At 41.2% G+C, this 24,498-nt stretch carries 15 protein-coding genes and 1 pseudogene; 10 read left to right on the plus strand and 6 right to left on the minus strand.

The window, feature by feature from the left end:
* Positions 1 to 59 precede the first annotated feature (59 nt).
* On the minus strand, positions 60 to 3,203 hold the full coding sequence (locus tag PseudUWO311_RS01285; RefSeq protein WP_142653284.1) for a PAS domain S-box protein: 3,144 nt from the start codon (positions 3,201 to 3,203) through the stop codon (positions 60 to 62).
* A 706-nt stretch (positions 3,204 to 3,909) separates the two neighbouring features.
* Here PseudUWO311_RS01285 and PseudUWO311_RS01290 point away from each other — a divergent pair.
* From PseudUWO311_RS01290 to PseudUWO311_RS01320, 7 genes are all read left to right on the plus strand, one after another.
* Positions 3,910 to 5,124 carry a response regulator gene (locus PseudUWO311_RS01290; protein WP_142653285.1) on the plus strand — a complete coding sequence of 405 codons (1,215 nt, stop codon included), beginning with the start codon at positions 3,910 to 3,912 and terminating at the stop codon, positions 5,122 to 5,124.
* 76 nt (positions 5,125 to 5,200) lie between these two features.
* On the plus strand, positions 5,201 to 5,566 hold the full coding sequence (locus PseudUWO311_RS01295; RefSeq protein ID WP_142653286.1) for a response regulator transcription factor: 366 nt from the start codon (positions 5,201 to 5,203) through the stop codon (positions 5,564 to 5,566).
* 13 nt (positions 5,567 to 5,579) lie between these two features.
* On the plus strand, positions 5,580 to 6,107 hold the full coding sequence (locus tag PseudUWO311_RS01300; protein WP_142653287.1) for a chemotaxis protein CheW: 528 nt from the start codon (positions 5,580 to 5,582) through the stop codon (positions 6,105 to 6,107).
* A 120-nt stretch (positions 6,108 to 6,227) separates the two neighbouring features.
* Positions 6,228 to 8,564 carry a methyl-accepting chemotaxis protein gene (locus PseudUWO311_RS01305; protein WP_142653288.1) on the plus strand — a complete coding sequence of 779 codons (2,337 nt, stop codon included), beginning with the start codon at positions 6,228 to 6,230 and terminating at the stop codon, positions 8,562 to 8,564.
* Positions 8,565 to 8,643: 79 nt separating this feature from the next.
* On the plus strand, positions 8,644 to 11,247 hold the full coding sequence (locus tag PseudUWO311_RS01310) for a methyl-accepting chemotaxis protein (RefSeq protein ID WP_142653289.1): 2,604 nt from the start codon (positions 8,644 to 8,646) through the stop codon (positions 11,245 to 11,247).
* A gap of 45 nt (positions 11,248 to 11,292) precedes the next feature.
* Positions 11,293 to 14,748: a hybrid sensor histidine kinase/response regulator gene (locus PseudUWO311_RS01315; protein ID WP_142653290.1), complete on the plus strand. Its 3,456-nt coding sequence runs from the start codon at positions 11,293 to 11,295 to the stop codon at positions 14,746 to 14,748.
* Positions 14,749 to 14,805: 57 nt separating this feature from the next.
* Complete coding sequence (locus tag PseudUWO311_RS01320; protein ID WP_142653291.1) at positions 14,806 to 15,261, plus strand: chemotaxis protein CheW; 456 nt, start codon at positions 14,806 to 14,808, stop codon at positions 15,259 to 15,261.
* A 177-nt stretch (positions 15,262 to 15,438) separates the two neighbouring features.
* Here PseudUWO311_RS01320 and PseudUWO311_RS01325 read toward each other — a convergent pair whose 3' ends face one another.
* Complete coding sequence (locus tag PseudUWO311_RS01325; protein ID WP_142653292.1) at positions 15,439 to 16,698, minus strand: aspartate aminotransferase family protein; 1,260 nt, start codon at positions 16,696 to 16,698, stop codon at positions 15,439 to 15,441.
* Between the two features lie 199 nt (positions 16,699 to 16,897).
* Between PseudUWO311_RS01325 and PseudUWO311_RS01330 the strand changes: the two genes are divergently transcribed.
* Together PseudUWO311_RS01330 and PseudUWO311_RS01335 are read left to right on the plus strand one after the other, a co-directional pair.
* A complete protein-coding gene (locus PseudUWO311_RS01330; RefSeq protein ID WP_142653293.1) occupies positions 16,898 to 18,580 on the plus strand; it encodes an adenylate/guanylate cyclase domain-containing protein in 1,683 nt (560 codons plus the stop codon).
* A gap of 243 nt (positions 18,581 to 18,823) precedes the next feature.
* A complete protein-coding gene (locus PseudUWO311_RS01335) occupies positions 18,824 to 19,852 on the plus strand; it encodes an ABC transporter permease (RefSeq protein ID WP_142653294.1) in 1,029 nt (342 codons plus the stop codon).
* A gap of 166 nt (positions 19,853 to 20,018) precedes the next feature.
* Here the strand turns inward: PseudUWO311_RS01335 and PseudUWO311_RS24785 are convergent.
* A pseudogene (locus tag PseudUWO311_RS24785) lies at positions 20,019 to 20,106 on the minus strand (hypothetical protein); the annotation flags it as partial.
* A 449-nt stretch (positions 20,107 to 20,555) separates the two neighbouring features.
* Here PseudUWO311_RS24785 and PseudUWO311_RS01345 point away from each other — a divergent pair.
* On the plus strand, positions 20,556 to 21,203 hold the full coding sequence (locus PseudUWO311_RS01345) for a rhomboid family intramembrane serine protease (RefSeq protein ID WP_142653296.1): 648 nt from the start codon (positions 20,556 to 20,558) through the stop codon (positions 21,201 to 21,203).
* Between the two features lie 39 nt (positions 21,204 to 21,242).
* On the opposite strand, the gene PseudUWO311_RS01350 is transcribed toward PseudUWO311_RS01345, so the two are convergent.
* From PseudUWO311_RS01350 to PseudUWO311_RS01360, 3 genes are all read right to left on the minus strand, one after another.
* Positions 21,243 to 22,319, minus strand: coding sequence for a hypothetical protein (locus tag PseudUWO311_RS01350; RefSeq protein WP_142653297.1), 1,077 nt, complete (start codon positions 22,317 to 22,319; stop codon positions 21,243 to 21,245).
* Positions 22,320 to 22,410: 91 nt separating this feature from the next.
* Positions 22,411 to 23,874 (minus strand): M16 family metallopeptidase, encoded by a 1,464-nt coding sequence (locus tag PseudUWO311_RS01355; protein WP_142653298.1) that lies wholly within the window; start codon positions 23,872 to 23,874, stop codon positions 22,411 to 22,413.
* 36 nt (positions 23,875 to 23,910) lie between these two features.
* Positions 23,911 to 24,258 carry a hypothetical protein gene (locus tag PseudUWO311_RS01360; protein WP_142653299.1) on the minus strand — a complete coding sequence of 116 codons (348 nt, stop codon included), beginning with the start codon at positions 24,256 to 24,258 and terminating at the stop codon, positions 23,911 to 23,913.
* Between the last annotated feature and the right edge of the window lie 240 nt (positions 24,259 to 24,498).

The raw sequence follows: 24,498 nt of genomic DNA on the forward strand, positions 1-24,498 counted from the left end.
TGCAAAGCAACACTTTCAAAAAATTTCTGGGTTTGGTTTTGAATGATAAGCGTAGCTATTTATGTAGTCTTTAGAAGCTGTTTCTGAATAACTGTAATTAAATGAGATAGTTGCACAGGTTTAGCGAGATATTCATTCGCACCAACAGCTAAACATTTTTCGCGATCGCCTGCCATCGCCAAAGCTGTGAGAGCCACGATGGGAATATTGTTTACATCAGGATTTGCTCGTATAGTTTCAATTGCGCTAATTCCATCTATTACTGGCATTTGAATATCCATCAGAATCAGATCAGGGTTTTGGGCGATCGTCATATTGATTGCTTCCTGACCATCAGATGCAAAAATCAGCCGATATCCTCTACTAGTTAAATAATTAGAGAAAGTCTCAATATTAATGGGATTATCATCTGCTAGCAAAATCAAAGGATTAACAGCTAGATTATTCCCTAAATTGCTTACTTGTTTAAGATTCTGATCGAAGGAATCTAATGGAGGCTCAGCTTTATCTGATTGACCTAATTCAATCGATTCTGTATAGGGTAAAACTATCGAAAAACAACTACCCTCACCAACTTGACTAGTAACACTCACATAGCCACCATGTAATTCTGTAAGCTGCTTAACGAGAGTAAGCCCCAACCCCGTACCAGAATATTGTCGGTTTAGACTACTATCGATCTGCACAAAAGCTTGAAATAAATTACTGATATCTTCTGGAGAAATGCCAATACCTGTATCAATAATTGAGAAGACCATTGTATAAGAGTATTCAGCATTTAGCTCTGTTGTTTCTGATGCTTGTAGCTTAACTTCTAAGCAAACTTTCCCCCCTTTAGGTGTAAACTTGACCGCATTGCTAAGCAGATTTATTAAAGCTTGCCTCATCCGTCGTTCATCAACTGTGATCATTTTGATGCTGTGATTGATAGACAACTTGAGTTGAATATTTTTCTGATTAGCGATTTGCTTAACAAAGTTTAGGCTAGATTTGCAGAGATATTCGATCGCTACGGAACTAAGCTCTAGATCTAATTTACCTGCTCCAATTTTGGCTACATCCAAAATGTCATTAATTAATTCTAATAAATGCCGACCACTAGTTTCGATTAGGGATAGCGATCGCATCTGTCGCTCGTTTAAATCTCCAAATACTCCCGTCATCAAACCTTCAGACATCCCCAACACAGCATTAAGCGGAGTCCGAAGTTCATGGCTCATATTGGCAAGAAATTCATCCTTTAGTCTAGTCGCTCTAGCAAGCTCACTATTAGCCACGCTTAGTTGCTGATTGGTATCCTGAAGCTCTTGAGTACGTTGCGCAACTCTTGACTCCAATTGTTGATTGAGTTGATATAGCTCATCGATCGCTTCTTGTCGTTCTATCTCTGCACTAGCTAAAGATTTTTCAGTTTGTTTGCGATCGCTAATATCTTCGATGACCCCGACAAAAAGTGGTGGCTGACCAACTTCATCCAATATTTTAGAACTAGTTGTTCGTACCCAAATCATTTCCCCATTTCGGTGAAAAAGCCGTTTTTCCATTTGATAGCTTTCACTTTCATCAGACAAGACTTGACTACGCAGTCGCAAATTATCTTCTATATCTTCAGGCAGCATGTTGTCAGTAAATCGCATTAATTGCAATTCATTTTCAGAATAGCCGACCATTTCTTGATAGCAGGGATTAGTACGAATGAAATGACCATTTGTATCTGTAATAGCCATACCCACTGGCGACTGTTCAAACATGGCGCTCAAGAGAGATTCGCTTGCTCTTAAGCGTTGTTCACTCTCCCTTAAAGCTATTTCTGCAATCTTGCGATCGCTAATATCTTCAGCAATAGCAGCCATTTGCTCAATTTTTCCATTAGCATTTTTTAAGGGAAAGCAGCGCCCCCATATCCATCGAATAGTGCCATCAGGACGAATAATTCGATACTCATCACTAAAGAATCCACTATTAACCGTTAATTTATAAAGCTGAAGGACTTTATCAATATCTTCAGGATGGATAGATTGCATCCAAACTTCTGGATTTTGATATAAATACTCACTTGAGTGTCCCCAAATTTCAGAATATCGAGGACTTACATACACTACCTTCCCAGAGCTAAATTCACGAAGAATAATTGCTCCACGATTATTCTCAGCGAATTGACGAAACATATTATTACTGTCTGCTAGGGCAAATGTGCTTGCTTGCACTTGGCTCTCTAACAGTTTATTGCGACTTTCAAGTAGTTCTAGTTTCTCTTGCTCTAGTCGAGACATCTTTGTTTCTAGCGTCGAGACTAATTTATAAATCTCGGTAGGCTGAAGGGTATTGAGCAAATCAGTTTGGCTAATGATACCTTCCATTGTTCCATCTGCATTAGTCACGATTAAGTGATTAATCATCCGTTCTTGCATTATTTCTCGCACTGTCCAAAGCGTCTCATCTGGACTGACTGTAGCAACTGGAAAGCTCATTACTAGTTGTACAGATGTTGTCACCAGAGCTAACTCTAAAGCAAGATATTGAACGATATCGCCCTCAGTTAAAATTCCTATAGGCAATAAGCCATTATCTCCCTCTTCTATGATCACTACTGAGCTAACTTTTTGTTCCAGCATTAAGTTGGCAATCTGTGCGACCGAAGCTGTAGAATCTGCATAAATTACATGAGTAATCATGACCTCCTTAACCTGACGCAAACGCAACATATCAATGGGACGAAGTAATTGCCGTAAACTCTCATGGGTGAGCAATCCAACGATTTCACCGAGATCATTTACTAGGGGCAAATGTCGAATTCGATAGCGATGAAAGCGATTAATCGCCACAAGTATATCGGTAAATTCCCACTCCAACAGCGCTTGAACTGGATATACCATTACCTCCGCGATCGCAGTTTCGAGAAGAGTTTGCGCCGAATTTTGGACTAAAGTTTCAGGATTTGCATTTTGTCCACATAGCTTAACCAAGTCACGTTCAGTCAAAATGCCAATTAATTTTTTTCCTTCAGTTACTAAAATGCAACTGTTTTGGGCATGTGCTAATTGCAAATTTGTTTCTGAGTCAATCTCACATAATAAATTGCAAGTTTGTCGGCCTACACTCATCAGGGTGATCGCGTCGGCAACAGTTGCACTTGCAGCGATCGTTAAGGGAGAGCGAATAATCGCTTGTTCTAGTGGTACTTCCTGACTATTCGTATACATAGGTGAACCCACAAAATTTTATAAAATTTCTATACAAACATCCCTTGGCTAAATTCTACTTTAAGTTATTGATTTTTACTTGACAATCACAAATTTGCCAGCAATTCTCATTATAAAAATCGGGTTTTTGAAAGCCACTTTGGGCGGGCTTTCAAAAACCCGATTTTGGTATTTACAGAGCCAAAGGCTCTGTAAATACCAAAATCGGGCATAAGCAATAAATTCCAAACCCTTAAGGCTGCGCCTCTGCGGGGGGGCAACCTTAAGGGTTTGGCTGTCTAATGGATTAAGTGTGTCTAATTAAAGAGAATTCCTGCGAATTTGCTAGCGATTGTCATTATGAAACTGAATTTGAATTTTGTTAACCTAGATGCTGAGTACAACAGTTCTAAATATGAAAACAATTTTGGATTGTGTGTGTTAATGCTGCTGGAAGACTATCTCAATAGTATTGAAATTTGCTAAATATTTGCCAAATATTTGCTTAACACAGAAAAAAAGAATAATTCATATAGTATAGTAATCTTTAAACCAGTCTTCCAAGATAGACTCAGGTAAAAAGTTTGTTTAATAGTTTTTTTAACTGTATCTAAAGCTACTTAGTGAGATTCTTATGATTACTTTGTAAACAGATACTTTATATCAGCAGGTGGTAAAGATATATGTCTATATTCTATTTGCCTATGATTTTCAGTATTGCTTATCCATGCTACTTACCAGACTTGCTCTTGTGGACACATCAATTCAATTACAACCTAAGTTTATTCAAGATTTGAAGCAGTTACATGTCCTGTTTCAACAGGCTACTGGTGAATTGTTGGTAACTGGAGACCAAGAGACAGATCCAGCTTGGAATATATATTTTTATCTAGGACGTTTGGTATATGCAACTGGAGGCAAACATCGTGTCCGCAGGTTGGCTAGAGCGATTCGGCAACATTCACCCAATGTAAATATTCAAGAATTACTAGAACAGGCTAAGCCTAACGCCGAAGCTTGGGAGCTAAAAATTATTGAACAGGCTATCCACGAAAATTCGCTGACTACTGAGCAAGCTCGATCAATTATTCAGTCAAGTATTCATGAAGTCTTTTATAGTCTTAGTGATCAAAAAAATCCCAAATCATCTTGGAAACCACTAGAAGCCTTAGCCTTTAAGCCAATCGTTGCCCTGCCTACGATCCAGACCCTAGATAGCGTTGTTGTAGCTCAATCAAGGTGGCAACAGGCGGGATTGTCGCATGTACAGAATATGATTCAAGGGTTTTCCTTTGATTTAGCGCCCTATCTGGCTAATCCAGATCAATTAGACGTGATGTTAAATGCTGATGCCATCACGAGCAAAACCTATAAAACTCTCAAGAAAATTGTTAATGGCAAAAATACTCTATGGGATATGTCAATCATCATGCACTGCTCGATGATTGCCGTGATGCGATCGCTATTACCTCTTGTCGTAGATGGAATTGTAGCTTTTCGCGAAGTTCCTGATTGGATATCACCAAATTGGAAACAGCCTAGTAAGCCAATTAATGTCCCACTTCGAGGTTTGATTGCTTGTATTGATGACAGCCCTCAAGTAGCAGTTGAAATGAAGCGAATACTTGAACCATTGGGCTATGAAGTTCTGGGCATTACTGAGCCTTTACAAAGTGTTAGTACTTTATTGCAACGTAAGCCCGACTTAATTTTTCTTGATTTGGTGATGCCAAACACTAATGGTTACGAACTATGTACTTTTTTACGGAAAACCACCACATTTCAGGAAATCCCTATTGTGATTTTGACTGGACGAGATGGGATGATTGATCGGGTAAGAGCGAAGATGGCTGGCTCATCGGACTTTTTGAGCAAACCACCAGATCCTGTGAAAGTTTTGCAAATATTGCGCAAGTTTTTGCAGATTCCTGAGCTTAATTAGCTTAGAGAAGCCACTAATTCAAAGCATTTACCTTAATAAATCATCAATCAATAACACATTAAAGGAAAATTTTTATATGAGTACGATTTTAGTCGTTGAAGACACAATGACTCAAGCGGAGATTATTACAGGAAGTCTTAGAAATGCTGGGTTTAATACTATCTTGGCAACGAACGGCGATGAAGCTCGAACTAAAATTAGCCAACAAAAGCCCAGTGCTATTGTTATGGATGTGGTTTTACCCAATGAAAGTGGATTTGAGTTGTGCCGAGACCTAAAGGACAAGCCAGAGACTAAAGATATACCGATCATTCTTTGTTCTACTAAGAGTGGTGAGATGGATAAATTTTGGGGGATGAAACAAGGCGCATCGGCTTATCTGACCAAGCCAGTTGATGCTGCTGAACTGATCCGTACAATCAAGTTGCTAGTAAAAGATTAGGAAAGCGATCGCTATGACAAATCAGATGATTAGCAGTCAGAAAAAATCAACTCAGCTAGCTAAGTATCACGCTGCGATTGAGCAATTTCTGTCATTTTATTTGGATGCGAATCAGCAAGCTTTACTGCCAACTCAACAATTACTCGAAATCGTCAAAGTTAGTCTGGTAGAAATAACCGCGATCTCAGGGCTAGCTCCCAGCATTATGGGCATATATAACTGGCGGGGAGATGTGATCTGGGTCGTTGATTTAGCTAGTCTTTTAGGATATAAGCCTCTTTATGCACAGCAATATGAGCAGGAGAAACTTCAGGACAAATGCCACATTATATTTCTGCGTAGTCAAGATAATGTAATTGGCTTTGCAGTACAGCGTGTGGGGCAGATAGTTAAATGTGATATTTCCACAATTCAAACTTCAGATCTCACATTTGCAAATCCAGCTATGATGCAGGCTTGTCGAGGCTATTGGTTGAGTGGGGCAGAGGAAACTTTTTTAGTAATTGATGGCGATGCGATTGTCGAGATTGCAAGTAAATAGATTAATTTCTGGTCATAACCACGTTATGCTTTTGTCGTAATTTTTCTGGGATTTGACTGATTGAAAATTACAAGTTTTATTTTTAAATACTTTTTAGATATTTAGGGAGCAGGATCAATAATGTTGACACAAAATAATCAGCCAAAAAACCAACCTCAATCAGCAGATGCTGAAATAAATGGTAATAGCGCTACTGCAACTAATGCAGAGTCTCTCGAAAACTTACTAGAAGATGCCTTTTCAACCATTCCTCAAGAGCCTAAACAAAAAAAATGGGGCTGGAGATCGCTGTCTCTGCGGAACAAGGCAACGTTATTAGCAGTATTGATTAGTACGATTCCTGTAGTCGCGATCGGTAGTGCAGCTTACTACTTCTCTAGCCGTTCACTTGATGAACAAATTCGTGAATCGCAGCTGCAAAAGATCAGTACGGTCGCTAACAAAATCAATCGCTTTATATATGAGCGTTATGGCGATGTTCAAGTACTGGCAAGTCATCCTATTTTCACAAATCGCAAGGCTCAAGCTGTTATTAACCTAGCCGATCGCGAAGCTATTTTGAATGACTATGCCAAAGTCTATGGCGTATACAACCTGATTGCGTTTGCGGATTTGGAGGGGAACACGCCAATTCGTTCAACGATTACAGATGATCCTGCACCAAATATCAAAGAACGTGACTTCTTTAAAATGGCTTTATCCACAGGTAAGCCATTCATTAGTCAGCCTGGGAAATCAACCGTTACCAAAAAAGTTAGCTTGTTTTTATCCTCTCCTGTAAAGGAAATTGGCTCAGATAAGCTTATTGGCGTTGTGCGGACAAGGATACCAATTGAAAAACTTGAGGATGTTGTTAAAGATGGTGTTAGTGAAGATGAAGAATACCATTTGATTGATGGGGCAGGCAAAATGTTTGTAGTCAAAGAAAAGGAAGAATTAGATAAATCAGCTAAAGAATCATTTCCCAGCCTAGCTTCTGCGATTGACCGCAAGACTGCTGCTACAGAAATCAGTATCGATAGTGGTAAAGAGCAACTCTTAGCCTATTTCCCATTGCCTAATTTTCAGAATATGCCCAATCTCAATTTGGGCGTAATCTTATCGATTGAGACTCGTTTAGCCTTTAAACCCCAACGCGATCTGTTAATTACTCTAGCTACTGGAACAGGCATTACTACTATATTAGTAGCATTGTTAGCAGCTTTTATCGCCAATCGAGCTGTAAAACCAATTCAAGAAGCGGCTACAGTGGCCGAAAAGATTGGGCTAGGCGATCTAGATACTCGCCTTGAGGTAGTGAGTGAAGATGAGCTAGGTGTTTTGTCTAGTAACATCAATGGCATGGTCGAGCAACTCAAGTATCTGAGTGACATTCAGCAACAAGAAGCAGGAAGATTGGAAAATGCCCGTAAAGAGGCGAGAGCAGAAGCCGATGAACGGGCGGAACAACAAAAACAAGAAAAAGAATTTTTGCAACGTCGTGCATTAGAGCTATTGATGGAAGTTGATCCTGTTAGTCGTGGTGACTTGACGATTCGGGCGAACGTAACTGCTGACGAAGTTGGGACGATCGCTGACTCGTACAACGCGATTATTCGTAACTTACGGAAACTAGTAGTTGAAGTGCAGGGAGCCTCACAATCTGTAACCCAAACGACTATCAGTAATGAAATATCAGTGCGATCGGTTTCTAATGAAGCATTGAAGCAGTCGGAATCGATTAACTCAGCGCTACAGGAAATTAAAGTCATGACTGAGTCAAGTCGAGGCGTAGAAAATAGAGCCAAACAAGCCGAACAGGGAATGCAAGTAGCAGTATCAGCCCTGCAAGAAGGAGACGAGGCGATGAACCGCACGGTTGAAGGGATTTCTGAGATCCGTGAAACTGTGTCGGAAACTGCGAAAAAGGTCAAACGTCTGGGAGAAACTTCACAAAAGATTTCGCGGATTGTTAACTTGATTAGTAACTTTGCCGCCCAAACTAACCTACTAGCTCTTAATGCTGCGATTGAAGCAGCCCGTGCTGGTGAAGAGGGACGAGGATTTAGTGTGGTTGCGGAAGAGGTTCGAGATCTGGCGGAACAGTCGGCAACATCAACGGCAGAAATCGAACAATTAGTAGAAGAGATTCAATCTCAAACTAATGAAGTAGTTGCAGCAATGGAAACTGGTACAGAACAGGTAGTCGCAGGGACAAAGCTTGTCCAAAATGCTCGTGAAAAGCTAAATCAGATTTCGATGGTGAGCAAACAAGTAAACTCAATTGTGCGCGAGATTGCGATCGCTGCGAATACCCAGACTAAAACCTCAGATCACATGGGTGAGACAATGCAAAGTATTGCCGCAATTGCTGAAGATACATCCAAGCAGTCCGAAGACGTAGCACGATCGTTCTCTGAGCTTTTGCAAGTTGCTCAAGATTTACAGGTGAGTGTATCTCAGTTTAAGGTTGCTTAAGTTAAAGATGGTCAAAGATGGTCAGCGCTTTTCGCTGACCATCTTTATTAAATATTAATCATTAGATTTAGAGAAAATTATGTTACTTAAAGACAAACCTGAGATGCCATCACCTGAGGATGCAGAGAAAATCTCACTTGTAACATCATCAGAAGACAGACAGATTTCGTTAACAAAGGCGAGATTGCCTAGACCTAAAGTCCCTTTTTGGAAGTTGCCCTCACAAGCTTGGAACAGCTTGGGTGTACGCTGGAAATTATCGATCGTACTATTGTTGGCTTCGGGGCTGCCAGTATTAATCGTGACCCAGACACTGGTTAAATACTCAGAACAGGCTGCTCTTAGAGAATTACGTACTTCAGTAAAAGAGAAAGGTTCGTTTTTTGTTTCGGAATATGTGCTTTGGACAAACAATGAAAGTAAGAAGGATGCCGAAGCGATCGCCAAAAGTATTGAAGATTCTAACTTGGATCTAAGCGATGCAACTGCCCTAGCCCCTAAACGTTCTATTCTGCAACCATTACTTCAAATGAGCGGCGAAGGGCTCGATCCTGAATCGATTAAGAATGTAAAGTTGATCACAGATAGCAGTGGTCGCAGTATTGAAGGAAATGCACTTGTTCTAAATGATGATTTTTCTAAGTTTCCACCGTTAGCAGCTAAAGACCAAAAGGAATTAGTTCCTCAGTTTTACAGACAGGAAACAGTCCCAGCGAATAGCAATTTATCGAATCTGCCGATTGTTAAAAATGCGATCGCGACTGGCAAGCCGATGTATGGAATTGAATTGGTAAAATCAGCCGATCTACAAGCCTTAGGATTAGAAAAGCAAGCTAACATTGGCATTCGCCCCCAAATAACACAGGGGCTTATAGCATCAAAGCAGCCAGCTCCAATAGGAACCTACGACACTGAGCAGGGTAAGTCTGGCTTAGTAAGTATGGCGGTATATCCAATCAAGGTCAAAGGACGTGTAGTCGGGACTGCTGTGGTGGGAGCCTTGCTCAATCGAAACTATGGCATCGTTGATAAGTTTTCTAAAAGATACAATATTCCCACAGCAACGATTTTTGCACAAGATTGGCGAATCACCACCAACGTTCCTTATGTCGATCCGAACACTAAAAGCGCAGATAGTACCAGAGCGATCGGCACTCGTGCGGCGCGTGAAGTGTCGGATGCGTTGCTACAACAAGGTCAAGAATATATTGGGGAAACGAATATTACAGGTGTCAATTACTTGACATTTTATGCTCCTCTTTATGATCACCGTAAGCTACTTGATGATACTGCCAAGCCCGTTGGCATTGCTTCTGTGGGTCTTCCTCTATCCGAAGTTCAAGAACTGTTAAGCATCTTGTCTAATGATGGCTATATAATCGCCTTGATTTCGATTGTGATTGCTAGTGCGATCGGTTTAATCATTGCTGGCTCTTTTTCCAGCCCCTTGCGCCGTTTGTCAAGTTTCACTCAAAAAGTGGGTCGTGGCGAAATGACCGAAAGATTAGCTGATAGCGATCGCGGTGATGAAATTGGCACCCTGTCACAAGAGCTCAACAACATGGCTGAACAGCTAGAAATGCTGATTGCTGAGAAGCAGCTAGAAGCAGAGCGTATCGCGGTAGCTAGGCAGGAGGCAGCTAAAACCGAGGCAGAATCACGTATTCAAGAGCAACGTCAAGCGAAGGAATTCCTACAAAAACGAGCCTTGGAATTACTGATCGAAGTTGATCCAATCAGTCGTGGTGATTTAACTATTCGCGCTAATGTCACTGAAGATGAAATTGGCACGATTGCTGACTCCTATAATGCCACTATCAGAAACCTCAGTAAGCTGGTACTAGAAGTACAATCTGCGTCTCAGTCAGTATCTCAAAACGTTTTGAAGAATCAACCAACTATGGAAAACGTATCCAATGGAGCTTCAGAACAAGTAATAGCGATTAATCAGACTCTTGCAAGAATTCATACGCTCACCGAATTGATCGCAGGTGTAGAAATGCGTGCAGTTCAAGCGGAAGCAAAGGTGGAATCAACGAACCAAGTGCTGATTGAAGGTGATGCGGCAATGAATAGAACAGTTGAAGGCTTCACGGCAATTCGTGAGACTGTAGCTGAAACCGCCGAAAAAGTGCAGCAATTAGGAGAGGCTTCCCAAAAAATCTCGAAGGTTGTCAAACTAATTAGTGGGTTTGCCAATCAGACCAATATGCTAGCGTTAAACGCTTCGATTGAAGCCGCAAGAGCTGGTGAGGAAGGTCAGGGCTTTGGTGTAGTTGCTAACGAAGTTCGTGCACTTGCCCAACGTTCGGCAAAAGCTACCACCGAAATTCGACAGTTGATCGAGGAAATCCAAGCTCAAGTTAGTGCCCTGATCAAAGCAATGGCAACGGGGACAAAACAAGTAAACAGTGGTTCACAATTGGTTGAAGAAACCCGCCAAAAGCTAACTGATATTTCGGTATCTAGCCAACAAGTTAACCAATTGGTGAGGGAAATCGCTCAATCAGCTTCTTTGCAATCACAGACTTCGGATCAGGCTAGCCAAACGATTCAAAACGTAGCTGAGATAGCCACTGCCAACTCTGGCTATGCCCAAAACCTCAATGATTCCTTTAGCGAGTTACTTAAAGTTGCCGAAGAATTGCAAGTTAGTGTAGCTCAGTTTAAAGTCAATACTTAGAATCCATAAAGAGAGAGAATCAGGCAAAAAAGCAGGATAGCAGCCATGTACAGCACAGAAACAGAAATCCATGATCAGGCTTACCAATTTTTTAAGCAAGAAGCACCTGAATTTTTGCAAACGATTGAGACAGGCTTGCTCTGTTTGCGTGAAGATCGTAGCACCAATAATATCCATTCGATCATGCGAGCTGCTCACTCGATCAAAGGCGGTTCCGCTAGCCTCAATCTCGAAGGTATCAAAACGGTCGCTCATCAATTAGAAGATGTATTCAGATCGCTATACCGTTTTGAAGGCGAGATTGATGCCGATGTAGAAGGTCTTTTGTTTCAAGCTTATGATTGCTTGCGTTTGCCATTGATGGATCAACTGCAATCAGGACAATACGACTCTGCTGCTGCGATCGCAGCAGCAGAACCAGTATTTGAAGTGCTAAAGATGTATTTGGGTGATACAGATGAAGATGTTGAATTACCAACAGCGGCTGAGTTAGGTGTTGATATTGTTCAGATCGTCTTTGAAGGTGATGTGCAACAGGGTCTTATCCGCTTACAAAATGTCCTAGCCAACCCTGAAGGCATACCTGTGGCTGGGGAAATTCGAGCGCAAATAGAAGTATTCAGCGGTATTGGTGAATTACTAAATCTGTCTGGGTTTAAAGCGATCGCCAATGCCACCCTAAAGGCTCTTGAAAATAATTCTGACAATCCCATTTTGGTAGGTCAAGTTGCTGTTGCTAATTTTGAAGCTGCCCGTGATGAGGTTTTGGCTGGTGATCGCGCTCAAGGTGGGCAACCCAGTCCAGAGTTAATTGCCTTAACAAAATCTCATTTTCAAGCTAGTCAAACCCCATCTAGTCAGATTGAGACAATTCCAACATCAACAATTTCAGACTTGATGGAGGAGGATCCTTTTGAGGCAGATTTTGACAATGCTGACGATTGGTTCCAGTCTTTAGAGAATGAACTCAATGAGATTAATTTTCCAGATCCTAACTCAGAACTAGAACTTGAAACACAGACTGATTTAGCCCCAGACAATTTCTTTGGTGATTCTCTAGAAGCAGAATTAGATTTATTTGCTGATAATCAAGAATTTGATCGTTTTGACGATATCGAAGTCATCAATTCTGAAAATCATACTGATTTATCAGAAACAAAAACAGAAAATGATGCATTTGATTTTGATGTTGATAATCTTGATCAAGGTTTTGATATTTTTACTGAAACGATAGGTCAAAATGCCAATAATTCTATAGAAATAGATCGGTTTGAAGAAGGAGATGAAGTAGAAGAACTAGAGAAAATAGATCCGTTTGAAGAAGGAGATGAAGTAGAAGAACTAGAGAAAATAGATCCGTTTGAAGAAGGAGATGAAGTAGAAAAAGTATCAGATATATCTGCACTCTCTAATTTCTTTGAACCTCAAGAAGCCTCATTAGCAAATACATCTTCTTCCAAATTAGCTGGAAATGAGCCACAGCTTCCCAAGACAATACCTGCTAATTATATTACCCAAGAGGCTGTCAGTACAACTAAAAATGCAATTCCTTCTATTGCCGAAACTATTCGCGTTGCAATACCCAGATTAGATCGATTAAATAATTATTCTAGTGAATTAGTAACGCAAGATAATGCTTCAATTCTTCAAAATCAGCAGCTTCAAGCCAAAATTGAACGCATTCAAAAGCAATTTAAAGGTTTTGATCAGCTCTCTAAAAATTTACAAACTTGGCTTGATAAAGCGCAGCGATCGCAGGTTAGAACTCGAGAGATGACTGTAGATTCTCCTCATCCCGATACCTCAGAGACTAATGCGATCTCCAACAGCTTTTCCCCTTCTACGACTCTACTGGCAGATTTCGATCCATTATTAATGGATTCCTATAGCCATCTGCATAGTTTTATCCAAGAAGCGCTCGAAGATATTGCGCAAATGGATGAAGGGATGCGCGACATGACAGTTTTAATGCAACAGACGCAACAAACGCAAAGGCGCAAGCAGCAAATTCTCAAACAAGTACGTTATGACTTGCTGTGGTCGAGAATGTTGCCACTGGGAGATATTCTCAGCAGTTTGCCGCGCATGGTGCGGGAGATGTCAAACAAATATAACAAGCAGGTCAATCTAAAATTAATTGGGACAGGAACATTAGTTGATAAATCGATATTAGAAAAACTTTATGATCCCTTTGTACATCTAGTCCGTAATGCTTTCGATCATGGTACTGAACCAGCTCAAAATCGACTAGATCGAGGCAAGCCCTTGATTGCCAGTATTGAAATTCGTGCTTATTATCGCGGCAATCAAACCTATATCGAAATCAAAGATGATGGTCAAGGGATTAATCCCGATAAAGTCAAAGCAAAGGCGATCTCATCTGGTTTATTATCGTCTGAACAAGCCAATCAGATTACTGATGAAGAAGTTTATCAGTTTTTGTTTGAACCTAATTTTTCGACAGCGGCTGTAGTGTCTGAGCTCTCAGGTCGAGGGATGGGGCTATCGACTGTCCAAGAGCAAGTTCGTAGTCTTAAAGGTTCAATTGAAGTCAAGTCGGAACTAGGACAAGGTACGACTTTTACGATTAAACTACCGCTTACTTTGAGCATTGCTAAGCTGATGATTTTCAGCATTCAAGAACGATTATTGGCGATCGCGATCGATAGCTTACTAGGTATTATCACCGTTGATAGTAATGACATTCAAATTATCCAAGGTAATGAGTTCTATCGTTTTGAAGATCGGTTAGTTCCTTTATATCCAATATCTTTATTTGCTGATGGTTATCCATTGCCCAAGCAGTCCCTAGATATGTTTAACACGGAGTCATTTACGGAAGAGAATCAGACTACCTTACTGCTTTTTTCTGATGGCGAGCAAGTTGTAGCTCTCCCTATTGATCGGGTGCTTAATGAGCAGGAGTTAGCGATTAAACCTTTTGGAAAAGCAATCACACCGCCACCTTATTTATACGGTTGTACAGTTTTGGGCAATGGAACACTTGTACCCGTAATTGATAGTTCAGTTTTGCTCTCTATCAAACAGTCTACCAAATCCTTGCTATCAGCATCGCCATCCGCAGACGCATCTACTAACACACCTTTATTGGAAGCAAAGCCTGTTGCGCCTAAGCGAAAAACAATCTTAATTGTGGATGATTCACTCACTGTTCGCCAAGCACTGTATTTGACCTTAGAAAAATACGGCTATCAAGTGATTCAAGCTGGTGATGGACGCGAAGCTCTCGAAAAGCTTGCTAGATCTTCTGAAATTCAAGCAGTGTTGTGTGATGTGGAAATGCCGAACATGAATGGATTTGAATTTTTAGCTGCTTGTGGTAAAGATGTCCGTTATCGAAAGATACCTGTAGCCATGCTTACTTCCCGCAGCGGTGCTAAGCATCGCGGCGTTGCTCAAATGCTAGGGGCTTCAGGATATCTCACCAAACCCTATTTAGAGCAAGAATTAATCAAAACTATCCAAGGGCTAATCGTATAGGCGGCTCGAATCTCTTCCTATATCAGATTTCACTATCCGAATTAATAATTAAGTACTATGCTCAGCAACAAAAAAAAAGTAGAAACGCTTAAATTCCTGATCTTCACGATGGCAGACCTCAATTTAGCGATCGGCATTGAGAGTGTGGTGCGAATTATCCCTTTACCTAAAATTCATCGTAGTGGTGATAAATTATTGGGAATAGCGAACTATGAAGATCAAGAGGTTTTAGTCATTGATTTGTACAAGCGAATCTATGGTAAGGAGATAAATCTAGCTAAAGGCTTTTTGGTAATTTTTTCGGGTCTAAACTCTTTGTTTGGCATTACGATCGCCAACTTACCAAATGTGGAGAATGTTTCTGTAAATAGTTTGCAGCCAATACCATCTGCATATCGCGAGCTTGACACATTAGGAATTGCTAGTCACACAATGCAAGTCTCCATTAAAAGATCTAATCCACAAACTGTATTTCTACTAGATTCCGAACTGTTGCTAAAAATGGCAGCTTAGCAGCCTGTCGGAGCATTGATTTCTGTCAAATAAGATTTACTGTAGGGTGCGTTAGCCATAGCGTAACGCACCGTCTGGACTTTGATGGTGCGTTACGCTGCGCTAACTCACCCTACAACTAACTTAACTGCCGCCAAAAAGAGCAAGTGTTGCGAAGCAACACTTGCTCTTTTTTATCTAGAAAGCAGCGATCGCCTTTTCGACGATGGCTAAAGCTTGGTCAATCTCCTCAGCAGAGACGATCAGAGGTGGCACAAAGCGCACCACTTTCACACCCGCAGGAACTAGCAGCAAACCATTTTCAATTCCTGCCGCAACCACATCACGAGCTTGGATATTGCTAGACTCTTGCAAAACTAACCCATCGATTAAGCCCCAGCCACGGACTGAAGCAATATGCTGAGGATAGCGATCGCAAATAGCTTGTAGTCCAGTTCGCAATTGCTGACCACGCTCTCTCGCATTGGCAATCAAATTATCCTGAACCATCGTGCTACAAACGGCTAAGGCAACCGCACAGACAAAAGGATTACCACCGAAGGTACTCGCATGATCCCCAGCCTCAAACACATCGCAATGCGCCTTACACATCATCGCGCCAATGGGAATGCCGCCGCCTAATCCCTTTGCTGAAGTGAAGATATCGGGCTGAATGCCAAGATTTTCATAACCCCAGAGCATTCCACTACGTCCCATACCAACTTGAACTTCATCAATAATTAACAGAATTTTCTTCTCGTCACAGATTTCACGAACCCGCGCAAAGTAAGCGCGATCGCCAGGATTTACACCACCTTCACCTTGTAGTGGTTCGAGCATGATCGCGCAAAGTCTACCTTCATACTTTTTGACAGCATCTTCAAGGGCGGCAATGTCGTTATATTTAATGTAGTCAAATCCTTGGACAAGGGGCGCAAAATTCTTGTGGTATTTAGGTTGCCCCGTTGCTGTGACAGTAGCAAGGGTACGTCCGTGAAAACTAGCATTTGCGGTTAAAATCAAGGGATCTTCAATGCCGAGCTTAGTATGGGCATACTTACGAGCTAATTTGATTGCGCCTTCATTTGCCTCAGCACCAGAGTTACAGAAAAAAGCCTTATCCGCACAAGAGTTTTGTACCAGCCATTTAGCCAATTGACCTTGAGGCGCAAAATAGAACAAATTAGAGGCATGGTGTAGAGTTTGGATTTGTTCAGTTACGGCTTTGACCATTGCGGGATGCGCATGTCCCAACGTACAAGTAGCAATGCCCGCTACAAAATCCAAATATTCTTTACCTGTGCTGTCCCAGACTCGGCAACCTGCGCCTCGCTCTAAGGCGATCGGGAAGCGAGCATAGGTACTCATCACATATTGATTAAACTCGGAAATAGGATCAGTTGAAACCTGAGTATCTGCCTGAACTTGAGATTGTACTTCTAACGTAGTTGGAGACATGGATAAAAATGTGATAATGCTGTTAATTTCATTATGAATGATACGAGAGTTTTCGTAAGTACTTCTGTAGTGGAATTAGCTAATAAACCCAAAATTTTTATTGAAAGTTTTACTTTGTAAAACTTTCAATAAAAATTTTGGGTTTTACTTCAGCGCTTTGCGCTGTAATGATATTGCAGTAGTCGCGGTAGGAAAAAATATGCCATATATTATTCAAAGTCAAGGTACTCCCCATGAGCGCATCTGCGATCTACGACATGGTGTAAATACGATCGGGCGGGGACTAGATAACAGTATCGTCGTCGAAGATGATGCGCGAAGTCTTTCGCGGCATCATGCGGAAATTCAGGTAACAGATAAAGGCTTATATGTTACGGACTTGAATAGTAGTAATGGCACTTTTGTTAATCAGGTCAAGATTATCCAACAAAAGTTAAACCATGGTGATTTAGTTCAGTTTGGTAGTGTCGTATTTAGATTAGTTGACGAGTCACAATCTGCGGATGATTCTGCTAGTCAAAAAGTAGTTCCAAATTCAGGCTTATCGATTTTAATGAGAGTTTCTCCAGAGAAATCTCGTGTAAATATGCAAGATTTGCTAAAACAGCAGAAGTTAACAACATCAGGCTCAGTGTTGATGATTCAGGGTACAGACGAGGTACAGAGGACATCAGCAAAGCTAAGAGTTTTACTAGAGGTTAGCCAAGAATTAGCATCTCCTGAAGCTTACTCAGCTCTACCTGAAAAGATTTTAGAATTATTACTAAAAATCATGTCAGTTGATCGCGCAGTCTTATTATTAGTCGATGAAAAAACTGGACTACTAGAACCAAAAGCCTATAGATTTAGCAATCCTAACTCCACAGCCGATCTTGATTTTTATAGTCGTAAAATTACTAATTTTGTATTTCAACAGGGAGATGCGATTATCAGTGATGACGCTTCGCTTGATCGCCGTTTTGATAGTTCGCAATCTATCATTCAACAATCGATTCAAGCTGCGATGTGTGCGCCATTAAGACCCAGAGATCAGACAATCGGTGTTCTGTATGTGGATAATTTATCCCGTGGTCATGCCTACAATAAAGAAGATTTAGAGTTTTTAAGCAGCTTAGCGAATCAGGCTGCGATCGCGATCGAAAATGCTAACCTCTATCGCAACATGCAATCAGAAGTAATTCGTCGCACTAAATTAGAGCGATTTTTCCCCGCCGCAGTCAGTCAAAAGATCGAAGAAGGTTGGGATCTAAATCGGATTATCGAAACGGAAGTGACCGCTCTGTTTTCTGATATTAGTGGGTTCACAGAAATGACTGCACCAATGCAGCCCCGTAAGGTTCTCGAATTTTTGAATGAATATTTCAAAGTAATGGTCGAAGATATCGTCTTCCCATTTGGTGGCACATTAGAGAAATATATCGCTGATGCCCTTTTAGCAGTGTGGGGTTCACCCTATCGAAAAGATGATGATGCAATCATGGCGGTGAATGCTGCGATCGCAATGCAATGGGCGATGAAAGAGTTAAATGAACAGTGGACAGAACAAGGACGCGATCTGCAAATCCAGATTCACATTGGGCTAAATACGGGGATGGTCGCTGCTGGAAATATAGGATCTGAGAATCTCATTCAGTACACTAATATTGGCGACACCATGAATGTGGCGAGCCGAATTTGTACAGCCGCAAAAGCTGGAGAAGTCTTTATTTCTGAAAGTACAAGGACTCATATTGCCATTCATAATCTACCGCTAGAGAAGCTAGACCTAATTAAGGTGAAAGGAAAAGAAGAGCCATTACAGCTATATCGAGTCCTTTGGGAAAATGTTGATATTAAAGAAATGCTTAGTAAAACCAAAACTAGTTTTTCGAGTTTGCCCTAGCATTTGACAGCAATTTCCGATCAAACCCAAATAAATGAAGGCGGCGCTTCGCGCCGCCTTCATTTATTTGGGTTTGATGCCCTAAGCAAAACTTTCATTGCTATAGTCACAAAAAAAGTCGGGGATCTGGGCATTTATAGGTTTCTTTCGCTGACCTACTTAAAGTGGCGCAGCGCTTACACACGAATTTAGATTAATATAGCTGAAGAGTAAATGCCCCAAATTGACTAGCAACTTTGATCTATGACAACTGCAAACCAAGGAAATCGATCTTTCTGGCGCTTGATCATAAATGACACCACGGGTTTTGTGGTGAAGCGACTCGGACAGGCAGTTATTGTCGTTTTAGGTGTGTCAATTTTAAGTTTTTTTGCAATTACTAAGTCCCCTGGTAATTGCTTCTCAGATCTACGAAACAATCCTAATACTCCGAAAAAGACAATCGAGCAGTTGGAAAAGCAACTGAACTACGATAAACCTGAAGCAATCCAATATCTTTTGTGGTTGCAGAATACGTTAGGTGGGGATTTAGGAGTGCGTTGCCAAGGTTTAGCACCTGTCACACCGCTAATTGTTGAGCGGGCTGGCAATACACTTTTGATGTCTATTGTGTCCCTGCTCACGACATGGCTGTTAGCAATTCCCCTCGGTATTTACAGTGCGGTTAAACAAAATACTTGGAGCGATCGCCTAATTCAAATAGTAAGCTACGCTACCCAAGGTTTTCCCAGCTTTGTTTTGGCAATCCTCTTACTGATGTTGGCTCAAAATACTGGCTGGTTTCCTGTGGGAGGTATGACGAGTATTAACTTTGCGGAGCTATCTCCTTTTGGGAAGTTTCTCGATATTTCCCACCACATGATTTTGCCGATCTTGACTTTGACTGTGGTTAGCTTTGCGGGATTACAAAGAATTATGCGCGGTAGTTTACTGGACGTGTTGCGTCAGGACTATATCAAAACTGCCCGTGCCAAAGGATTACCAGAGAATAAAGTGATCTACGTCCATGCACTGCGTAATGCGATCAATCCTTTGCTTACTTTATTAGGATTTGAATTTGGGGGACTATTAGGTGGTGCATTTATTACTGAATTCTTTTTTAGCTGGCCAGGGTTAGGAAAGCTTCTCTTAGATGCAACTAAAGAAAAAGATACTAATCTGGTCATGGCGGGGCTGATGTTAGGGACTTTGATGCTAGTCGTTGGCAATCTTATTGGTGACTTATTACTCAAAGCCGTCGATCCACGCATCAAGCTTGATGATATGGAATAAAAAAGCGGCGCAATGCGCCGCTTTTTTATTCTCAAAAATTGGTATTAAAGAATATTTGAGATGATGTCAAGAATCACATTTTTAATTGGATCAATCACAATCACATTGGAGCCTACGACAATAATATTCGTATTAGCAGGTAAATTGACGTAGTTTACAACAGATACAGGAAGTAAGACTTTCTTAGCGATACCAGGGGGGAGCCCTTTCCCACGGGCTAGATTTTTCTGAATCCCTGGGGGTAAAGAACTGACTTGAGTGTAGATTTGCTGACGTAACATGTTATTGATTAGATAGCTATAGGTACTTGTCCCACGGATAATCTCTACGATTTGAGTCCGTTGAATTGTAGTCAGACTGATTGTTTCTATTGATGTGGTCGTCGTGGTTACAGTAGTTACGGCATCTTTCTCAGGCTTAACTTTATTTGGCTTTTTTGCTTCGACTGTACTAGCTAGTAAAGTGCTGCTCCCCAAAGTTAGAATGCACAGTAATAAAGCGGATTTTTGCTGCCAGTGCATAATTAATCTATCTCCATAGTTTTAAGAGTCAACACAATCTCTCGTTACTACATAGACTCCTAAATTTTTAATTTGTTCCTTTTAAGACACAAAGACTAGCAATAGCAGAAATGCACAGCTGTAAAGCATGAAGCCATAGCGATAATTGCTAAAATCTATAAAGCTGTCGCTTATGGTTAGCAATGTTTCCTTTACATGATGATAATCCGACTCAAGATACTTCCATAGTTGTCTATGTGCTGATCTTAATAAATGTGCTTATTTATGGATATCAAGCTAGTTTGCCAAATTTTCAACTGGGAGAATGGTTTGGAAATTGGGCGCTATTTCCCAAAGAATTAATTGCTAATCCTGCAAAAGGGGCAATTGCACTAGTATCATCACAGTTTCTCCATGGCAATATTTTCCATTTAGTTGGGAACATGTGGTTTCTCTATCTATTTGGCAATCATCTCGAAGACCAACTTGGGCATTGGAAATTTTTGTTTTTTTACTTGTTTTGTGGAGTTGTTGCAGGAGTTGGTCAAGTGATCACTGCACCAATGTCTTTGGTTCCGATGGTGGGAGCTAGTGGCGCGATCTCAGGTGTAATGGGTGCATATCTAATTCGCTTCCCCCGCGCAAGGATTTTGAGCTTAGTATTTTTAGGTTTTTTTGTAACGGCAATTCCGATTCCTGCGGCAGTATTTTTGGGACTATGGATTGCAGGTCAAACTGTTTATGCGGCTATGGCGAATCCTAATTTACCAGGGGTGGCTTATTTGGCTCACATTAGCGGCTTTGCGATCGGAGCGATCGCCATGCTTTTATTCTCAAAACGAAAAAGATAAAGGGCGGCGCAAAGCGCCGCCCTTTATCTTTTTTGTTGGTTATGTTGGCTGAAAATTTGCAGAATCAGCTAAAAATCCGCGTAAACGTCGAGCAATTAATTCACGACTACCCATTCTCCGCCCTAGCTCTTTTTCTAAAGCTCCCACTGGTGTAAGATTTTGTGGTGCACGGGGATCGCGAGTGGGATGAGAAGCATATTGGGGAATTAAGTATGTGCTCTGATCAGCGATCACCTTAGCTCGTTCTAGGGGAATTGCTCCATCTAGGTCAATGCGAATAATTCCATGTAAATCATGATAACCCAGCTTTTTATAGTTCAAATCTTTACTGCCAGATCGCAAATACCAACTGAGATTCGAGCCATTGCTATTAGAAATCCTAAAAATCGGTGTTCGCTCTCCTACCTTAAGCGATCGCATAACTTGAGCATTATCACCCTTGAGATAAGCTTTACCCATTGTTTTCACATAGCCCATCGTATCGTAGGGAGTTTGATAAACCCGATAAAGCAAAGGCCCATCGCGAACAATTAGTGTATTTTCTTTGATTAATTCTTTATTTAAAGAGAGAGCATTAGCAATCCGCAGTTCTTCGTCGAGCATTTCGCTTTGAACTAATTGAGAAGGAGTATCTGGTTGATTGTTGCTGCTAGTCAAACAGCGATCGTATTTTAAATCACCTCGACCACTTACAGGACAGGGAATTGATGTTACAGGAGGAGTCAAGTTTCCACCCAGAGCAATAATCCTTGTTACTTCTGTCGCTACACATTTTGCTCTACTGATCGTGCGATCGACTAACACGGCTCCCACTGAAATAGTGGCAAATGCACCATACAAAATCTCATCATCGCGCCGACCCAAAAAACTAGCATCGAGGCGTAGTCTGCCATCAATGAACAAAATTTGATTAGGAAGTTCGGGTGCGATCTCCGCCCTAATTGGCTGCCATTCACCATTACCAAACTCAACTTCAGTATTTACCCTGTCACTAGTGGGAATTTCTTCAGGATTAATGCTGACAGGCGCATCATAGCCCATACTCCAAGGCTCTAAGCGAATATTATACTCGCTCCAAAAATTGTCTGCTATTGGCTTTATAAGGTTAGCAACCATAGAAATTAAGCTGTACAAATTGGAAAGGATTATACATGAGCAAGCCATTAATACCAATAAAACTAAGGTTTAGCTCCATAGGGGCGCAATCTTAAGGGCTTTGGGCATTCTTTTTTCGCTTACGTCTCCACACTCTATACACAATCCATCCTCCCAAAATAACTACGATTACTCCAGCAACTTGCAGACCAAAGATTAAAGTAATAGCAGGTTGATGTATCGCCACAAAACGACGCTGTGGCATAAAATAGACTTGAACAACGCGCACTAGATCCTGATCCGAGACTTTCTCAATCTCTGTAACATAATCTGGGATGGGTTCCATATCTGAAAGTATTGCTGACCAATACATCAACGAATCTGCGATCGCGCTGTTACTTTCCCTAGAGATTGACCAAGAGCGAATCAAACTCGTCTTAGCCTCAGCCAAGCGTTTTGCATCTATTTTTCCTTGACGGACATTCTCGATATAACCATCTATAAGCTGTAAAATCGTATCGCGATGCTTCTCCTCAGAGCGTGTAGTAACAGCAAAATATCCCACATCACGATAGCTACTGTTAAATGCAGATAGACTGTAAACCAATCCACGCTTTGTGCGGATCTCTTCAGATAGATCTCGACTCATCATTTTTGCTAAAACATCGAGACTCCAGCGATCGCTATGTCCATCTCCAACTGTTTGCGTACCAGTGATTAAGCGAATCTGATCATTGAGCATTGGGCCCGCGACCTTGACTCGATAACCTCCTTTATCAGCAGAAACTGCTTTATCAATAGCGGCAGGCTCACCCTGCGATCGCAAATCACCAAAGTATTTTGCTACCAAAGGTCGCAACTGCGACGCTTCAACATTACCGACAACGATGAGAGTCGCATTCTTAGTGTTGTAATGTTGCTTGTAATAATCAAGTAACATATTGCGATCAATCCGCTTTAGCGAATCCTCTTCCCCAATAACAGTCATCGTCAAAGTTGAATTTGGAAATAACGCTTTTTCTACCTCACGCCATAGGTCGTAACCATATCCCCATGCTTCCAATTGGTTAATAAACCATCCATATTGTCCTCCCTTCTCTTGAAAAACTACATGCCGTTCTTTTTCAACCTTATCCACAGGAAATGTCGGATAAAAAACTATCTGCGATAGCCAATCCAAAGCGATTTCCACATCAAGATCAGCAACTAAAGCATAAAAGCCAGTTTGCTCTTTATTTGTCCAACCATTCCATGACCCACCAATATTTGCGATCGTGTCTTTAACTTGTTCCTCTGTCCAACGCTCTGTACCTGTAAAGACCATATGCTCAACATAATGGGAAATTCCATTGTTGAGGATTGTCTCATTTCGCGAACCAGTTTGGAGCACGAGATAAACGATCACAGATTTGCTGTCAGGACGATATTGATGCCACACCCGCAGACCATTCTCTAGTTGATAACGATTTAATGGAACTGAAGAATTCGATTTAGCCTCTAGGACTGTAGGAGCAAAGGCTGCTACAGCGGCTAAAAGAAACAATGGCAGTAGAACAAAATCGCGAATTAATTTCATGTAGTCACGAATAGGCTGGTATGGTTGGACGATCTGTTAGCTCATCTTACCTTTTACTACCAAATACAGTGAACCAGGGAACCAAAAACCAAGAGTAACAGGAAATTGAGCAAAATCACCTCTACTACCACCTTCTATAAGATTAAATATGCAACTTGCTATTCCGATCACTCCGATAATTCGCAAGGTTACAGGTCGAGCTACGGGAAGGAAACAGGTAATGACAATCGTAGCGAGAATGCCAAAGATCAAAACACCACCTGCAATGAATTTAGGGCGATGTTCAGGTGATAAAGCTGCAAATCTCTCTGGTTGTGACATAAAGAATATCGTGCCTGCCACGATAGTAAGAATACCAAGAATATTCCAAGTCGTTTTACTCATGATAGGAACTCCAAAAAAACAGTGCTAAATCTATTTCTCCGCCTATTATGCAAGCTCTCTCGACTAGAGGAGATGATCTCTATCTGTCTAAATTTGTGTTCTTCAACATACATAACTGTGATCAAGATCGGGAAGCAGTTTTTGTGGCGCGGCTTCGCCGCGCCACAAAAACTGCTTCCTGATTTTACTGTTAGCCAATTACTGGGAACGACAGCCGTATGGTAATAAATAGTATTACCT

Origin of the sequence: Pseudanabaena sp. UWO311, assembly GCF_006937785.1 — a bacterium.
GTDB lineage: Bacteria > Cyanobacteriota > Cyanobacteriia > Pseudanabaenales > Pseudanabaenaceae > Pseudanabaena.

Coding starts and splice junctions, on each gene's coding strand:
- PseudUWO311_RS01305 (WP_142653288.1), top strand. CDS start 6,228: ATGTTGACACAAAATAATCAGCCAAAAAACCAACCTCAATCAGCAGAT.
- PseudUWO311_RS01290 (WP_142653285.1), top strand. CDS start 3,910: ATGCTACTTACCAGACTTGCTCTTGTGGACACATCAATTCAATTACAA.
- PseudUWO311_RS01285 (WP_142653284.1), bottom strand. CDS start 3,203: ATGTATACGAATAGTCAGGAAGTACCACTAGAACAAGCGATTATTCGC.
- PseudUWO311_RS01330 (WP_142653293.1), top strand. CDS start 16,898: ATGCCATATATTATTCAAAGTCAAGGTACTCCCCATGAGCGCATCTGC.
- PseudUWO311_RS01345 (WP_142653296.1), top strand. CDS start 20,556: ATGTTTCCTTTACATGATGATAATCCGACTCAAGATACTTCCATAGTT.
- PseudUWO311_RS01320 (WP_142653291.1), top strand. CDS start 14,806: ATGCTCAGCAACAAAAAAAAAGTAGAAACGCTTAAATTCCTGATCTTC.
- PseudUWO311_RS01325 (WP_142653292.1), bottom strand. CDS start 16,698: ATGTCTCCAACTACGTTAGAAGTACAATCTCAAGTTCAGGCAGATACT.
- PseudUWO311_RS01300 (WP_142653287.1), top strand. CDS start 5,580: ATGACAAATCAGATGATTAGCAGTCAGAAAAAATCAACTCAGCTAGCT.
- PseudUWO311_RS01355 (WP_142653298.1), bottom strand. CDS start 23,874: ATGAAATTAATTCGCGATTTTGTTCTACTGCCATTGTTTCTTTTAGCC.
- PseudUWO311_RS01360 (WP_142653299.1), bottom strand. CDS start 24,258: ATGAGTAAAACGACTTGGAATATTCTTGGTATTCTTACTATCGTGGCA.
- PseudUWO311_RS01350 (WP_142653297.1), bottom strand. CDS start 22,319: ATGGTTGCTAACCTTATAAAGCCAATAGCAGACAATTTTTGGAGCGAG.
- PseudUWO311_RS01310 (WP_142653289.1), top strand. CDS start 8,644: ATGTTACTTAAAGACAAACCTGAGATGCCATCACCTGAGGATGCAGAG.
- PseudUWO311_RS01315 (WP_142653290.1), top strand. CDS start 11,293: ATGTACAGCACAGAAACAGAAATCCATGATCAGGCTTACCAATTTTTT.
- PseudUWO311_RS01295 (WP_142653286.1), top strand. CDS start 5,201: ATGAGTACGATTTTAGTCGTTGAAGACACAATGACTCAAGCGGAGATT.
- PseudUWO311_RS01335 (WP_142653294.1), top strand. CDS start 18,824: ATGACAACTGCAAACCAAGGAAATCGATCTTTCTGGCGCTTGATCATA.